The following is a 14,954-nucleotide window of genomic DNA, read 5'->3' as shown; positions in this document are numbered from 1 at the left end:
AAAAGCCCCCAAGCAGCGTGGCCTGAGAGCTAATCTGAAAAGTTTGGTCGCTTAGAAGGTATCTCTCCCGCGAATCACTGTCAACAGGAACGCCACTTCGGCGAACGGCTTTCTTTTGCCTCCACATAACTGGAGGTGAGAAACAGGCATGAAACATACAGGTTGGCGCAAGCCGACACCGGGTCTTGGCATTGCAGAGCAGCTTGCCCAAGCCGGTGAACAGGTAGCTATACCCAAAACACGGGCCTTCGTGGCTGTGAAGCGGGTGGGAGCCTACATTGGCCTCAAGGCCGGAGACATGATGCTCCTCGACACGCTCGGGGCCTTTACCCAGGCCCAGGACTGGGAGGAGGGGCAACGCCCGATCGTCTGGGCGTCGAACGCCTATCTGATGGAGCAGACGGGGTTCTCGCTCTCCGCGCTCAAGCGCCATGCACGGCGTCTGGCCGAGATCGGCGTGATCTCCTTCCAGGACAGCCCGAACGGCAAGCGATGGGGCCGTAGGGACGCCGAAGGGCGCATTGTCGAGGCCTACGGCTTCGATCTGTCGCCGCTGTCGGCGCGTGTCGAGGAGTTCGAGGAGCTCCATGCCGATTTGCAGGCCGAGCGCGAGCTCTGCCAACGCCTGAAGCGCCAGATCACCGTGGCACGCCGTATGATCCGCGCTCGGATCGAGGCGGCCGTCAGCAGCGCGCTGCGCGGGCCCTGGACGCAATTCACGAGTCTCTTCGAGGAGCTTCTGGACCGGCTTCCGCGCCGCCATGAAACCTCCGAGCAACTTGCGCGACTCCTGATGTGGTTCAAGGAGCTTCAGGAGCGTGTCGAGGTGGCGTATCTCAAGGCAACTGAGGTCGCTCAAATTGTGGAAAACACACCCGAAACCACCGAACAAGTATGTGAGAAGACTCAAGATATGAACCCCAGGGAGGTCATTTCTGAACCTCATATACTAATTACAAACCAACTTAATCCTGTAATTAGTAATTCCTCTGAAAAAGAGGAAGCGGCGGGTGCGGTGCCCAATGCTCCACCCGAAGAGCGAGTTGATAGGGAATTGGAAGACTGGGTTGCCGAGGTGAGCAAAAAACGGACGGCGCTCGACCTGCCGACAATCATGCAGGCCTGTCCAGAATTCGCATCCTGGGCGCGCAATATGGGTGGATTCCTGAAGGATTGGGGCGATCTGCACCGGGTTGCCGGTCAACTCAGGCCGATGATCGGGATCTCAGAGCATGCCTGGAATGTGGCGCAGGACCGAATGGGGACCCAGGGGGCCACGGCCGCGTTTGCGCTCGTCTTCGAGAAGCACAGCGCGGGCGAGGTTGCTTCGCCGGGCGGATATCTGCGGGGCATGGTCGAGAAAGCCGGGGCAGGGGAACTGCATCTCGAGCGCAGCTTCTATGGTAGGCTCAGCGGGCAGGCCGCGTGATAGGGCGGGGGCTCAAAGACCGGCGGCCTTGGTCAGGTTCACGCGGAACCGGTCCCGGCGGCGCTGGTAGCGGCGGGTCATCTCGGCTGAGGCATGCCCCAATTGCTTTTGGACATAGCGCTCGTCGACTTCGGCGGAACTGGCCAGACCGGCGCGCAGCGAATGGCCGGAGAACAGCGCCAGGCGGTCTTTCTCAGGCAGGTCCGACCGGATGCCTGCGTCCAGGACCGTGCGCTTGATCAGCCGGGCAACGTGTTTGTCATTCAGTCTCCTTTCCGATGCGCGTTCGCCATCGCGCGAGGTCCCTACGAAGACCGGCCCGAAGTCGATGCGTCCGAAGTGCAGCCATTGCTCGAGCGCATGGACGGGGCAGGTCTGATCCTTGGAGCCGCGGCCGATTTCGACTTCACGCCAACCGGTCTTGGCGTTGAGGGTGAGCAGGGCGCCTTTCTCGAAGATCTCGATCCAACCTCCGGAATCCGGCGTATCGTCTTTGTGCACGTCGAGACTGACGATTTCCGAGCGTCGGAGGCCCCCGGCATAGCCGAGGAGCAGGATGGCCCGGTCCCGTAGCCCGCGCAGATCGTAGGGCAGGGTGGCCACCATTCCGAGAATGTCCTCGGCCATGATCGCTTCCTTCTGCACCGGTGGACGCGCGTGCTTGCGCTTGATCCCGGCCAGCACGGTGGCGATATGGCGGTTCTTGCGATCAAGTGTGAACCCGCGCTGCGCATAGTTCCAGGCAAGGCCTGACAGGCGACGTTCGATGGTACTGACCGATAGGGCAGGGGAGGGGCCCGACCCGGAGGCGAGATCGGCGAGGTAAAGCCCGATCATCTCGGCCGAGGGGGGCAAAGGGTCGGCACCCTTCATTCGGCACCAGCGCGCGAAATGCGCCCAATCCTTTGCATAAGCCTTAAGCGTGTTGTCGGAGGCCGCGGCGCGCGCGTAGTCGCGAGCGGTGTCGACCAAGCGATCGAGATTGCCGGAACCGGCGACATGAGCGGGCAGGGCGATGCTGTCGCTTTTCTCTTGATCGCTGTCGTCGTTCTGAGCGATACTAAACGCACCAGAGTTTGATGATGTCGACTTCTCGTCCTCTGAGGCCATTTTCCAGTGAATCCAGTGATGAAATTAGACTGATTTTCAGCATATCTTTTCACGTCCGATAATGCAAACTTATTGGACATAGCGGAGAGCTGTAAGGTGGGGCGGTTTGCACATCATATAGTGGACAAAAGCGCCGTGACGGGATAGTCTTGTGGCATGACTTTTGCCGGACCCGATCACATCAGCGACTTTGCCACGCTACCCCGGATCCCCGCCTGGGTCACCTCCGCACGCGCTGAAGCCATTGAAGATGTTGCGTTTTTGTCGGGCGCCGCGCTGAACCACCTGCATCTTGTATTGGGACGCGAGGAAGTCCCCCTAGTCTTGTTGCGGGACCGTCTGGCGCTGCGCGCAGCGGAGGCTTGTGTCGCGTACTCTGGCCGACCAGAGAGGGCAGGGGAGCTGCGCGACGCGGTGCAGTTTTTACTGCCCGGCGACCACCCCGGCCCAGCGGGTGAGGTCTACCTGTCGTGGCGGAGAGTCGTCGAGCGGCCAGTGTCGGTCAAGACGTTGTACCGGGCGCTGCCGGCCTTCGAGGCGGAGCAGATTGGTGCTTGGCTGGACGTGGGGCAGGGGATGCCGGTCACTCGGGCGGCGGCGGTGCTGGAGGCGGTTCTGGTCGCAGCGCCGCGGGCTGAGGGATCGGCGCTGATCGTGGCGGAGGCGGCACTGGCACAGGCGTGTGGCTGGGACCACCTGGTTCCCCTGCTCGCCGCCGGGCTGAACCGCACCGACCTGCGCAAGCGCGGCGGGGACCTGCGGCTGGCCTGTCATCGCGCCGTAGCCGCCTCGACCGGTGAGGCCGTGCCCCTTGCGCTGGATCTCGCCCGGCGGGCCGCCCATCTGAACGCGGTTTCGCCGCAACTGCGTGCCAAGGGGGCAGGGGAGGCGGTCGGGATGTTCCTCACGCGGGACGTCGTAGCGCCCGCGGCGTTGCCCTTGCCCGATCGCGCCGCGCGGCGGCTCTGCGACCGGCTGGTCGATCTTGGCGCGGTGCGCGAGCTGACCGGCCGCGACACCTTCCGGCTCTACGGGGTGTGAGCATGGCGAAGGATCGCTCGGAATCTGATCTGGACAGTGAATTGGCCGACCTGCTTCCGGAGCTGCGCTGGCGGGAATGGATGCGGCGGATCGAAGCGGTGCTCTTTGCCTCCGCTTCGCCGGTCCCGCGCGAGGACTTGGCCCGCGTGGTGGGGCAGGGGGTGTCGGTCGACCTGCTGGTCGAGGACCTTGCCGCCGATCTGGATGGGCGGGCCTTCGAGATCGCCCAGGTCGCTGGCGGCTGGATGTTCCGGACGCGGGCGGCCTACGCCCTCGCGATCTGCGCAGTGGCAGATGTCGGCGAACAGCTGCTGGATTTGAGCGAGTTCGACATCGCGGTCCTGGCCTCTATCGCCTACCATCAACCGATCACGCGCGACGGGCTGAAGGACATCTTCGGCAAGGAAATCAGCCGCGACCTGATCGGTCGGCTGCATGCGCGCGACCTGATCGGGACCGGGCCGCGATCGCCAAGGCGCGGGGCACCCTATACCTACGTGACGACAGAGCAGTTCCTGGTCGCCTTTGATCTGGAGTCGCTGCAAGACCTGCCGGATCGGGAGCAGCTGGTGGATGCGGGGGTTGTTAAGTAGCCGCTTCAAGTCGGCGTCGGCTGACGAACTGGCATAGAAATCATCCCGACTTTGCTCTCGCGGATGCTACCTCGCGACATCGTCGTCGGCAGCAACGAATTTCATCGTGACGACAACGTCAGTCGTGTTGAAATCTGGTCGGGAAAGCTTGATAGACCCGTTGACCGGTCAATCCAAGGGTCGCCTACTCTGTTCACCTTCGATCATTCAATCCATCATGGCCTACATGTAGTATCCGAGGCCTTACGAAACGCTGATTGAAGTGCTATCTCTATCATATGGAAGGAACGGGTTGTTGGCGTGAACAAGAAGATTACTGCCAGTCAGCGAATTGGCGAAATCGGAGAGAAGGCGGCTAATCTTCAATTCTTGCGAATTGGGTTCCAATTTGATGGGCGTTCACGGCTGGAAGCAGGGATAGACGGCATCGCTGAGGTGATGTACGATGATCAGCCGACTGCGAAGATGATTGCCGTTCAGGTCAAGGCTACTGAGCGTGGCAGCTATGTCGGCGAGACGGACGCCGGTTTCACCTATCGTGTCCGCGCTTCAGATTTCGACTACTGGCGTGGCTCCAACCTACCCGTGATCGTAGTTCTCTACAGGCAATCAGATGACACGTTCTTCTGGAAATCGCTCGAAAACCTCGTTGGCGAGGCCGAACGCACATTGCAGTTCGACAAGGAGCGCGACGTCTTGGACGGACGTGCGAAAGATCGCCTCGCTGCCCTGACCGTCGCCAAGCAAGGACACGGTTACTACGTCCCGCCACTTGGGGGAGGGGAGGAAGCGATCATCAACATGGCGCCATTGCAGCTTCCTGAGGAAATCTTCGTCGCACAGACACAGCTCTCCACCCAGAAGGCGCTCGCCCGGATGAATAAGGTCCGGGAAGGCCAACGGTACGATTGGATGATCGATGAAACCTCGCTTTGGACATTCTGCGACCCACTAACCACACCCGTTCGCGACCTGGTCGAACGGGATCAGGTCGAACGGATCGAAACCGACTTTCTGGCACAACACGACGCAGTGGATCAGCAATACAAATTTGCTGGTCTGTTGCGACATACTCTGGGCAATGACTTTCGGGATTTGCTTGGATGGGACCGAAAGAAAAAACAGTTCTACTTCTTGGCAACACCTGGAGTCGTGGCGCGCAAGTTTCGCTATCTTGGTGCGAAGCAGAAGACACAGGCCGACGTTGTCAGCGTCTATCAGAAGTCGAAGGGGGAGGGGCCCATCGACTATGTACGGCACCATTCATTCCATCCCCGGTTCGAGCGCTTGGCGGACCAATGGTACCTGATCGTCAACCCATCCTACTACTTCACTTCGGATGGAGAACGCGCGCTCAACTATCCGGATGCCTTGTTGTCCGGGAAGAAGCGCCTCGACACAAACAGCACAGTTCGAGGCCAGGTGATCATGTGGCATCGATTGCTGTCGGGTATGGAATTTGAAGATGCCGGCGCACTGCTGACACCCGACACCAAGACGGATCGCATCATCAAGTTTGGTGACCCGCCTTCCATCGAACTGCCAAAGAGCGTGCCGGAGGACGTGTGGGGCGCGAAGGCGCAGAAGTCGAAGAAGCCGTCCGGCTCGAATGAACAAGGCAGCTTCGACCTATGAGCGACTTCAAGACAAAAATCTTCCCGGAGCCGGAACTGGAATTTGGTGACCAACACCATCATCCTGATCCGCGATTGGGGTTGCTACAGGCGGGCCCGCTGCAAACGAACCTGGGGGACACGATCAAAGTCGGCGTTGTTGGCAGCGCTCTGACCGTTGAAAAATCAGGCGAGTTTTTGAATGCGATCGAAGATGGGTTCGAGGGTAAGACCGAAAAGCACCCGAACCTGCACCCAGACTTTCCCGGGCTGAGAAACCAGAACCCCTATCGGTGCCGGTTTGAAATGGTGGCTGCCGAAGATGGTGTGCTGACGAAAGGTCAGATCGAGAAGATTGCCAAGGAACCGAGCGACGCCCGTGCTGTGGAGATGGCCGTCGACGCAGTTATGGCGCAACTGGAAAAGCTGGAGGCGCATCATGAACGGCCGGACGTGGTTATGGTTTCGCTCCCTGTCAAGCTGATCGAACGAGTCTGGAGGAACGAGCAGGCGCGCGATGACGAAGTGATTGAGGACGAAGCGGCCAAGGTGAAAGCTGGTAAGGAGACCTCTCCAAACTTCCGCGGCTTGCTCAAGGCCAGAGCGATGGACCTGAGGTTCTCAACTCAGATTGTCTGGGAGGATGTCATCAACCCCGATGCCAAGATCCCTCGCAAGATCAAGGAGAACTCTGACCGCCAAACCCAAGATCGAGCTGATCTCGCATGGAACCTTATGACGACGCTCTATTATAAGGGCAGCGGCAAGGTGCCCTGGCGCCGATTGCCGGAGGAAGGTGAGTTCACCGCCTGTTACATTGGCATCAGCTTCTTCAAGGATGCCGAAACTGACGAGATATGGACCAGCGCTGCACAAATGTTCGATGAGCGGGGCAGAGGCTTCATTCTTAGAGGTGGTCCTGCGCAGTCAGAGTCACGGGGTCGCCATCCGTTTCTCACCATCGATGAGGCTCACAAGCTCACCGAGAGCGCCTTGGCCGCCTACAAGTCGGTCCATAGAACGATGCCGGCACGCGTGATCGTCATGAAGACGTCGCGCTTTCGCGAGGACGAGGCCGAGGGTGTTGGCAAGGCGCTCGACGAGGCAGGTGTGGAACTGCGCGATCTCGTTTGGATTCATGAGAGCTATTCAGTCAAGGTGCTGCGCGACGGCGACTTCCCTGTCCTCCGCGGCACCTTCGTTGAACTGGACGGCAATGGGCTGCTCTATACCAACGGCAGCATTCCCTACTATGGGACCTATCCCGGCCTCTATGTCCCGAACCCCCTGTTGCTCTGTCCGCACCCGCAAAGCGAGAGCACGATCGAACAGATTGCGAAGGAAGTTTTCAGCCTCACGAAGGTGAACTGGAACTCGACCCAGATGAACCAACGCTTGCCGATTCCGATCCGAGCAGCCCGTAAGGTCGGTGACGTGTTGAAATACGTTCCCTCGGGGCAGAAGGTCAGCAGTGACTATCGGAAGTACATTTAGAAGCTGCACACCGAGCACGCCGTCGGCTCCATGGATGCTGTTAAGAGCATCTGATCGTCGTTCCTCGAAGCTCCCGAGTTTCCAGCGGATCTTTTTTGGCAAGTGAATTCTCTGGTGTTTGATGCATAAAAGCACATCATGCGCATGCCTTGATGTAGAATTCCACATCAATCTTGAAGTCTGCTTCAGTGAATGATATGTTTATGCATATCATAAATGGTAAACGAAGCAGCAAGATAGATCATGAGTTACGCAACTGAGCACATCGCAGAGTCGCTCAAAGCCGCGCGGGAACGCAAGGGGCTCTCTCAGCGCGCGCTCAGTGCGAAGGCGGGGGTTCCACAGAGCCACATTTCCAAGATCGAGAACGGGGCGGTCGATCTGCGTCTGTCCAGCCTGGTCGAGCTTGCACGCGTACTTGATCTGGAATTGACTCTGGTCCCGCGCAAGAAGCTGCCTGCCGTTCGGGCGATCATTCGCGGTGATGATGGTCGCCGTGACGTTCAAAGCGCGCGCAAGGCGACGAACCTATTGCAGCGCCTTGATGACCAGATAGCAGCACTCCCCAGTGAAACGCTCTCTGAGATTGTCGTTCAGGAGTTGCAGCGCCGGGCGCGCGAGCTGATGCACTTCAAACTTTCAGCCGATGATCTTGTTCAGTTGCAAGAAGCGTCTGCTTCCATGCAGGAGTTCCTGAGCGATCCGCGCAACCTGGAGGCGGTCGAGCAGGCGCAGAGCCAGTTGCGCATGTTGCGCAACGCACTCGCCCATGGGGCGGGTGCATCTGCACCATCCTTGCCGCGTCCGGCCTATCGTCTGGATGGTGACGATCATGGCTGATGTCAGCGTCCTTGAAGTCCTGCTCTACGGAGAGCCGATAGGTACGCTGACGCGGGTCAGCGGCGATACCTCGCTCTTTGCTTTCTCTGAAGGCTATGTCGCCGATGTGGGCAGGTCGGTTCTGAGCCTTGGCTTCAAGAATGAGCTTGGGGAACTGACCACTGATTTCGGTACGCAGAACATGCACTTACTGCCCTTCTTCTCCAATCTTCTGCCCGAAGGTCACATGCGGGACTATCTCGCCGAGCGCGCGGGCGTAAAGCCCGTCCGTGAATTTTTTCTGCTCTGGGTTCTCGGCGAGGATCTTCCCGGCGCGGTCACCGTTCGGCCTGCTGATGGCGAGGCGTGGCCTCCCGATGCTGATAACGGTGATGATCATCATGATGATCATCGCGATCAGGCTCTGAGGTTCTCGCTGGCAGGCGTTCAACTGAAGTTCTCCGCCTTGGGAGACAAGCAAGGCGGTCTTGCAATACCGGCCAAGGGGGTTGGCGGCTCCTGGATCGTTAAGCTACCTGCGCAAGGGTTCGATGCCGTCCCCGAGAATGAATTCTCGATGATGACGCTCGCACGTCTGTGCGGCATGGATGTTCCGCCGATAAGGCTGATCGATGTTGCCGAGATCGGCAACCTGCCCGAGGGCATGGATAAGGTTAGCGGTCAGGCGCTGGCGGTCGAGCGGTTTGATCGTCTGAGTGATGGCAGCGCTGTTCACATTGAAGACTTCGCGCAAGTCTTTCGTGTCTATCCCAAAGACAAGTACGAGAAGGCAAGCCAGCGCAACATCGCACAGGTACTGGCCGCTGAATGCGGAGAGAACGACATCGCCGAGTTTATCCGGCGGCTGACTTTCAATGTGCTGATCGGCAATGCCGACATGCACCTCAAGAACTGGTCGCTGATCTATCCGGATCGAAGGCAGGCGGCGCTCGCGCCGTGCTACGATTTTGTCTCGACTATTGCCTACATAGACGACGACAAGGCGGCGCTCACCTTTAGCCGCACCAAGAAGTTCTCCGGGTTCTCGCAGGACGAGCTGTCGCACCTGGCTGCAAACGCCGGTCTATCCAAGAAGCTGGTTCTGGGAACCGCACGCGAGACTGTCGCGCGCTTCCATGAGCACTGGCAGGCCGAAAAGGGAAACCTGCCGCTGACCGCGGATGCGATCAAGGCGATTGAAGCCCATTTGCACACAGTGCCGATAGCGTAGGGGATTGACAGAATGGCAGAGAGTTTTTCGAACCGGCACGGCTACCGCAGCGCAGCCGCGGAGATAACCGTTCACGAGGACGCGCCCGAAAACCTGCGCTATGCGATCCCGCTGATTGGGCAGGACATCGGCATGAGCCCGTCCGTCATGCGCCGGATCATCTGTCAGGTGTTGCTCGTCCCGCCTGACCGGAACAACTGGTCGGAGCACCCCAACATCTGGGAAGAGGTCGTCGGGCTTGTTGCCGACTGTCCTTGGTACAAGGTCTATGACATTGCTGAAGCGTTCCATACGGCACTCGCGCAAGGGTTCAACGACAATGCAAGCAGGTTCGATGACCGGCTGAATCAGTTTTTTGTCGAAAATGGCATCGGCTGGCATATGAACGACGGCCAGATAGTCTATCGCGGCTCCGAAGCATTTACCGGCGCGACACAAGAGGCCGTCGAAATCCTCGAACAAACCGGGCGCAGTGCCGCCGCACGCGAGATCCACGAAGCGCTGCGCGATATTTCTCGGCGGCCGGAGCCGGATGTGACTGGGGCAATCCAGCATGCCTGCGCTGCGATGGAAGCGACCGCGCGGGATCTGGCCGGCGATTCCAAAGCAACATTCGGCCAGCTTGTAAAGCGATTGGACCTTCCAAAACCTCTTGATACCGCAACCGAGAAACTGTGGGGCTATGCGTCCAATAATGCTCGTCACGGGTTGGAAGGACAGCAGGTTGATACGCCAGAGGCCGAGCTGGTTGTCAGTGTAGCCTGCGCGGTCTGCACCTATTTGGCCAAACGCGCGGTGATATAGCCGGCCTGAACAGTCTGATGAAGTGACTGGGATTTCAGAGATACTGGAGTAACGTAGAAGGCCGACACTTAATTCACAGGACCGGTTCAAAATCAGTGCGATCTCAGGCTGGAAAGACCTTCTAGGTTCTCCGGCGGTGATTTGAGCTCAGAAGCTTCTCCAAATTGATGAAAATCCGTAGGTAGAAGACGCCCATCGAACCGATTAAATTCACCTCCTTGTCTGCGACCAATCTGACGAGTCTAGAATCGCCCGACATTTCGCCGCATAGACCGGGTCGATCTGACCGGCGAACGCGATAAGGCCCAACAGATGTTGGCGGAGGCCTTCAACGGAGGCGAATCCGCGCCGCGCTGCATGTTGGACCGGCCCCTGATCGGGAGCGCTTATGTGATACAAGTGCTTTCGAAGCCGCGAGCGGAAATCGCGTGTCAGCTTCGGCGTGTCCCCGTCCACCAAAAGGCCGAGCACGACTTTCCGTGCTCCCGGAGAAACAATCGTCGTCTTGGATTGGTTCGGCGCCAGTCCTCGAGCAGCCAGGGTCTCATACACTCGCCCGACCAGATCATGTGCGCGGGATCTTCCAAACGACTTTCGTGTCGTTGAAAAGGTGAGATCGTCTGCATAGCGCGAGTATCGGACGCCGTAGGTCTTCGCGATAGCAGTCAGTCTTTCATCTAGGTCGCGCACTGCGAGATTGGCCAACATTGGACTGGTTGGTGCGCCTTGCGGCAAAACGCCAAGCAGGTCTCGTGGATAAAGCGATGTCAAGGACGAGTGCCGAAATTTGGGAGTGCGTCGCTGGGGCAAGACAGCTGTATCGTTGCGATGTTTGTCGCGGAGACGGGTGCACAAGCGCGCAAGCTCAAACGCGACCAGCGGCTGGTAGCCTCGCTCCAAAAACACCCGATGCGCGTCGATTTCGGTCACCGATTCGAAAAAGTTCCGCAGATCTATCTTGACCATCCAAACTGCGCGACAGTGGCGCGCCGCGGCCTGGGCCAACCGAGACCCAGGTGCAAAAGCCGTGCTCGCCGAATGGCATGGTGCATGGCGCAGGACTTCGGACGCGATCCAGGTTTGGACTCTCAGCAAGGACGGCTCCGGCACGGCGATTGTCCGATAACGCGGAGGTTGGCCCGCGATCGGGCGTTTGCGGATCGAGAACTCCCGATAAGGGTCCGCATCCTGCCTTGAGACATATGCTGTCAAAATGCCGACATCGACGCCCGTCAAATGCCCCAGATGGCCAAGGGTCAGGATCGGCGGGCCTGGATTTGCCTGCCGCAATGTGTGTTCAGCTGTCGCAACTGCATTTTTGAGGATGGATTCATCCACACCCGCCGCAAGGCCCTCGGCGAAGTAGCGTTGAGAGTTCCACGTTCGCATCTACTATCCACCCTTCAGGGTGAGCTTGATCGGATCGCAAGTCAGCCTACCGCTGCGGCGACCGCAAGGTCGTGCGGTTCGATCAAGTTGAGCATCAAGCGAAAGCTTGACCGTGAGCTCATCGCAATCGACGGCCCAGGCATCACCTCCTGCGGGCAGGACGTGACACCAACGGTGCCGGTCGTTACCCCGGCAACCACTAGACATCGCGTGGCACTCTCAACGCATTCGGAAAGTACATCGTGTCGTCGCCTTGGGGAAGGGGGCTCTTGCGGTCCTGGCGGATCAGTCGTGACGCAACCATCCGCCCTCGTTCGGTCAATTGATGCGACGCGTTTATCCAACCCCAACCTTTCAAGCGGTCAAGGCTTTCGCACACATCATCGATGTTCATGCCGAGACGACCCGATATCGCTTCGGAATGACGGGGGGATCGGCGTAGTGCAGACAGGATGATCGTTTCCAAGCTCGTCGGGCGCAGAATTGCCCCGGTGTCCGACGCCTTGGCAGACGCTTCGATACGCGCTCTTTCTTTCTCTGGAGTGTGCGTTTCTTGGTAGGGGGAACCAGCTGTACTGGATGCTCGCTCCGGTACCAACGCCGACCATTTTCGTGCATCCTTCCAGAATATCGAAGGTGCATTGTTCGGCATGCCGTGATCAAACGCCAAAAGCGCCCCCACTTCGCCATAGCCCAGGGGTTTGGACCCCGGTGGCGCATAGCGACGACACAGCTCTTCCATCCGCCTGACTTTTCCTCGGGGAAAGACCGTTTGAATTGTTGGGCATCGTGTCACCAAGCTGACGGTGGGCGATGAGGCGTGATCCTTTACGCGTTCGACCCCAGCTTCTGTCCCTGCGTAGGCCACCACTTCGAAACAAAGGCCGGAATGACTGCGCCTCGACCACCAGCTGCGCACTGTCCGCAGCCTCCATGCGGCATTGAGATAGTTGATGACGCGATCTCCGCTTCCGATGAAGTCCGTTACCAGAACGAACCGGCGCGCGCGCTTCTCGCGAATGATGTCGGCCCCAGGGTTGAGAAGGATCGACTTTCGATGGCGCTTGTGCAACTGGGTCAGGACGTTGGCGACAACCCCTTCACTGCCTATTTCTTCGGCGACCTGTCGCTGACGAGGCACCAGCGGCGGTCCGACGCGGCCATATGCGCGCACAGTCTTTTTCCCTTTTTGCATTTTACTCGCGCGGGACGTCTCGGGAAACAAACGGTTGGGTTGCCCTTTCCATTTCTTACGCTCTGTTTCGTTGTAAAGTGCCACGGGGTTGGGACCGATCCTCAGGCGGTCTTCAAGGACCCGCGTCAAATCGCGGCGAAAAGCATCACCCGGGACAAGCCGGATGAGTGACGCGAGGATCGCAGCATCCGCCCGGTCCGCTTCTTCGAATTGATCCACCCATGCTTTCACCAACGGCTGCATGATGGTCGAGCTTGTAGTCACGTCGGTACCTCGATCTCAGTTCTTCAAAATGGTTGCGGGGTTCGCCATATGGATCGCGCGCCAAGCCAGCGTCAGGAGTCACTTTAGTCCGCGACACTCTTTCGCCCAAACGAACATCGCACCGACGGCAGCATTGGCTTGCTGCACGCTGAACACTTCCGGTTCGAACGCGCCGGCCCATTGCTTTGTATCACGATGTTCCGGGTGGCGTTTGTCGGTCAGCGCGTCGAGAAACTCTTCGTAAGAGTAGGGCCCTCCACAGTCCTCTGGCGGGCACGCTCGCTCTCCGGCAACACAGGCGGGAAAGTCCAGATCTGGTCTTCCGGTTGGTTTGCTAATCTTCTCGACAGTGACGAGGTGCCGCCAACCATCGCCGAAATCATAAGTGTATGTGAACTGACTGCCTTTCTTGACCAGCTTTCCAAGAGTAAACCTCTTCTCGTCCTTCCGGCCATCGTCAGGGTCCCAACTGTCATCACTTTCGTCGCGGGCCTCGAACCTGTCTTCGCCAATCTCGAACTCATGCAAATGATAGTCTTGCCAAGGCATAACGCCCTGGAGAACGGAATGCAGGATGTCCAAGCTGATGTCATTCGGAACGAGGATCCGGCGCCAGATGGGTGGTTTGATGCCAATAAGTTCGATTTTCAGCTCAATCAAAGTGTGTTCCGCCTGTCTCGATGGCCCTGCCGTTAAAGTAACTTTTGATTCTTAAGGTGAGGCATTCAAGGGGAACATTGGCCCCTCCTGCCCTTTGGTCAGGACCGCGCCCTACTCGGTCGGCTGCACGCAGCCGCCCTCCCCGCGCTGAAACGCCGCCTCTCCCTGCGACGTGCCGCTGGCGGTGCAGTCTCCTCCGGAGCCAGCCCGGCCAGCCGTCGCATGGTCGTGGCAACGCTTCATCTCGGCCATTCGGTAATGGTCGCTGGGGCGGGCGTGTGACATCAGTGATCACGTACCTCGCGTCTCGGCCGGTGTTGGTCCTCGCTTTGTCGGACACGCAGCTCCGCGCCGCGATCATGGGTCGCAAACGATGTCCTACGACCTCCGGATTGCATTGGCCGCAGCTGGCAGAAGGTCGGTGATGGTCGTGCTGTGCAAACCCAAGCTATCGGGTTGCCGTAGAGTGTCAGTTCGAAATCCCGGTGATCCGAACAGGTTGTCGACGCTTCGACGGTCTCCATGCTGCTCTTCCAGACAACACACATCGGGTTGCCACGGAAACCAGCCGTTGCGGCACGTGAGCCAGGGTCAGGCAAAGCTCTGACTGGTCGGGATGCGGCTCGGAGCGAGAGGACAGAAATATCGCCACCACAGGCATTTCTCTCTTTCGGCTGTTCCCCCAGGTTTCCTTCGTGGCCACCGCACTTCTCCTTTTGTCTGAGTTGCATGACATGCTGGTCGCAGCTGTCGTCCCGTCCACAAAGGTTGTCGCCGATCTTTTTCCCCTGACCCTGCGGGTCATTCCGCGCGGAGCAAAAAGACCGGCGCCTGCCCCTCTCCGCTGCGCTTCGCCTTCGGTGTGGCCGGGCCTTGGCCAGCTGCAAGGTGACCATCATTGCAACGCAAACAAGGAGAAGAGCAATGACCACGAACTGCATCAAATTCACCAGCGCCGACATCGGAACTGCCAAGGGCGTCGGCTCCATCTCGACCCTGACCTTCGACCTCGACATCACGGTCGAACCCATCGCGAGCGCGAACCCGATGGCCCCCACGCACCGCGTCCTTGGCCGCTCCCCGCGCGGCAAGTTGGTCGAGTGCGGCGGCATCTGGAAGAAGCAGAACAAGGAGACCGGCGCTGACTACTACACGCTGACCATCCGCGACCACGGCTTCAACGCCAACCTCGGCAAGGCCGCGAATCAGGACGATCTGTCCCTGCAGGCTGTGATCCCCTGGGGTCCCAAAGACGCCGCCTAAGCCAACGGCCAGACCGCTCCGGCGGTCTGGCTTTTTCTCGTTCCGGGAG

13 protein-coding genes are annotated in these 14,954 nt (G+C 59.1%); 9 read left to right on the top strand and 4 right to left on the bottom strand.

The features are described from left to right. Window positions 1-148: 148 nt before the first annotated feature. Window positions 149-1,429: a plasmid replication protein RepC gene (gene repC / locus BHD06_RS17750; RefSeq protein ID WP_080458317.1), complete on the top strand. Its 1,281-nt coding sequence runs from the start codon at window positions 149-151 to the stop codon at window positions 1,427-1,429. 12 nt (window positions 1,430-1,441) lie between these two features. On the opposite strand, the gene BHD06_RS17745 is transcribed toward repC, so the two are convergent. Next, a complete protein-coding gene (locus tag BHD06_RS17745) occupies window positions 1,442-2,539 on the bottom strand; it encodes a tyrosine-type recombinase/integrase (protein WP_080458316.1) in 1,098 nt (365 codons plus the stop codon). Between the two features lie 156 nt (window positions 2,540-2,695). Between BHD06_RS17745 and BHD06_RS17740 the strand changes: the two genes are divergently transcribed. The 7 genes from BHD06_RS17740 to BHD06_RS17710 all read left to right on the top strand — a co-directional run bounded on the left by BHD06_RS17740 (window position 2,696) and on the right by BHD06_RS17710 (window position 10,134). Then, a complete protein-coding gene (locus tag BHD06_RS17740) occupies window positions 2,696-3,580 on the top strand; it encodes a DUF1403 family protein (protein WP_080458315.1) in 885 nt (294 codons plus the stop codon). 2 nt (window positions 3,581-3,582) lie between these two features. Next, window positions 3,583-4,173, top strand: coding sequence for an SMC-Scp complex subunit ScpB (locus BHD06_RS17735; protein ID WP_080458314.1), 591 nt, complete (start codon window positions 3,583-3,585; stop codon window positions 4,171-4,173). 300 nt (window positions 4,174-4,473) lie between these two features. Next, window positions 4,474-5,808: a DUF4365 domain-containing protein gene (locus tag BHD06_RS17730; RefSeq protein ID WP_080458313.1), complete on the top strand. Its 1,335-nt coding sequence runs from the start codon at window positions 4,474-4,476 to the stop codon at window positions 5,806-5,808. After that, a complete protein-coding gene (locus BHD06_RS17725; protein ID WP_080458312.1) occupies window positions 5,805-7,280 on the top strand; it encodes a hypothetical protein in 1,476 nt (491 codons plus the stop codon). The genes BHD06_RS17730 and BHD06_RS17725 overlap by 4 nt, the downstream gene beginning before the upstream one ends. A gap of 243 nt (window positions 7,281-7,523) precedes the next feature. After that, window positions 7,524-8,120 carry a helix-turn-helix domain-containing protein gene (locus BHD06_RS17720; RefSeq protein ID WP_080458311.1) on the top strand — a complete coding sequence of 199 codons (597 nt, stop codon included), beginning with the start codon at window positions 7,524-7,526 and terminating at the stop codon, window positions 8,118-8,120. Continuing rightward, complete coding sequence (locus BHD06_RS17715; RefSeq protein ID WP_254892466.1) at window positions 8,113-9,330, top strand: type II toxin-antitoxin system HipA family toxin; 1,218 nt, start codon at window positions 8,113-8,115, stop codon at window positions 9,328-9,330. Before BHD06_RS17720 ends, BHD06_RS17715 begins: the two co-directional genes overlap by 8 nt. 12 nt (window positions 9,331-9,342) lie before the next feature. Next, the gene (locus tag BHD06_RS17710) at window positions 9,343-10,134 is read left to right on the top strand and encodes an AbiJ-NTD4 domain-containing protein (protein ID WP_080458309.1); all 792 of its coding nucleotides are present in this window, start codon (window positions 9,343-9,345) and stop codon (window positions 10,132-10,134) included. A gap of 210 nt (window positions 10,135-10,344) precedes the next feature. On the opposite strand, the gene BHD06_RS17705 is transcribed toward BHD06_RS17710, so the two are convergent. From BHD06_RS17705 to BHD06_RS17695, 3 genes are all read right to left on the bottom strand, one after another. Then, on the bottom strand, window positions 10,345-11,523 hold the full coding sequence (locus BHD06_RS17705; protein ID WP_080458308.1) for a reverse transcriptase family protein: 1,179 nt from the start codon (window positions 11,521-11,523) through the stop codon (window positions 10,345-10,347). Between the two features lie 199 nt (window positions 11,524-11,722). Continuing rightward, a complete protein-coding gene (locus BHD06_RS23140) occupies window positions 11,723-12,937 on the bottom strand; it encodes a hypothetical protein (RefSeq protein ID WP_217805690.1) in 1,215 nt (404 codons plus the stop codon). A 123-nt stretch (window positions 12,938-13,060) separates the two neighbouring features. Continuing rightward, entirely contained in the window at window positions 13,061-13,642 is a 582-nt protein-coding gene (locus BHD06_RS17695) for a plasmid pRiA4b ORF-3 family protein (RefSeq protein WP_080458306.1), read from the bottom strand. Window positions 13,643-14,566: 924 nt separating this feature from the next. On the opposite strand from BHD06_RS17695, the gene BHD06_RS17685 reads away from it, so the two are divergent. Further along, window positions 14,567-14,905, top strand: a complete 339-nt coding sequence (locus BHD06_RS17685) for a DUF736 family protein (protein ID WP_080458305.1) — start codon at window positions 14,567-14,569, stop codon at window positions 14,903-14,905. Window positions 14,906-14,954: the final 49 nt, after the last annotated feature.

Origin of the sequence: Roseovarius sp. A-2 (assembly GCF_002072155.1) — a bacterium.
Lineage (GTDB): Bacteria > Pseudomonadota > Alphaproteobacteria > Rhodobacterales > Rhodobacteraceae > Roseovarius.
Note: the sequence above shows the minus strand (reverse complement) of the source record. Positions and strands in the feature narration are given on the sequence as shown.